We start from the raw sequence: 569 nt of genomic DNA, 5'->3' as shown, positions 1-569 counted from the left end.
GCTGACCGGCGCATCGGTATAGCCGTTATAGGTCCGCGCGGTGCGGAAGATCTGGTCCAGGGTCGCGTCGTTCAAAACGGTCATCATACAGCTCGCACTTCGGTGACTTCGGGGACGTAATATCGCAACAGTTGCTCGATGCCATTCTTCAGCGTCGCACTCGAGGATGGGCATCCGGCGCATGCGCCCTGCATCGCCAGATAGACTTTGCCCTTGTCGAAGCCACGATAGACGATGTCGCCGCCATCGTTGGCGACCGCAGGGCGGATCCGCGTTTCGATCAGGTCCTTGATCTGCGCGACGATGTCGGCATCTTCGGGGTAGTCGGTGAAGGAGTCTTCAGCCGGGACGCTGATCGCGCCCGCAGTGCCGGGGCGGAACAGTGGCATGTCGGCGCTGAAATGGTCGAGCAACAGACCGAGCACGTCGGGCTTTAGGTTGCTCCAGTCGGTGCCGGGGGCGGCGGTGACGGAAACGAAGTCGCGCCCGAAGAACACGCCCGTCACATCGCCCAAGCCAAACAGGGCTTCTGCCAGCGGCGAAGCTTCGGCTTCCTCGGGCGTGACGAA

Annotated in this window: 1 protein-coding gene; it reads right to left on the bottom strand. The window is 62.4% G+C overall.

The genetic code is table 11. The annotated features are described in order from the left end of the window. Window positions 1-83 precede the first annotated feature (83 nt). Window positions 84-569, bottom strand: a 486-nt coding sequence (locus AACY52_RS29605; RefSeq protein WP_339561267.1) for a NifU family protein, incomplete at its 5' end; no start/stop codon positions are given.

The sequence above is a fragment of the Pseudomonas sp. EA_65y_Pfl1_P113 genome (genome assembly GCF_963970525.1).
Taxonomy (GTDB): Bacteria; Pseudomonadota; Gammaproteobacteria; order Pseudomonadales; family Pseudomonadaceae; genus Aquipseudomonas; species Aquipseudomonas tritici.
The sequence above is the reverse complement of the archived record's forward strand: the minus strand, read 5'-3'. Positions and strand labels throughout refer to the sequence as shown.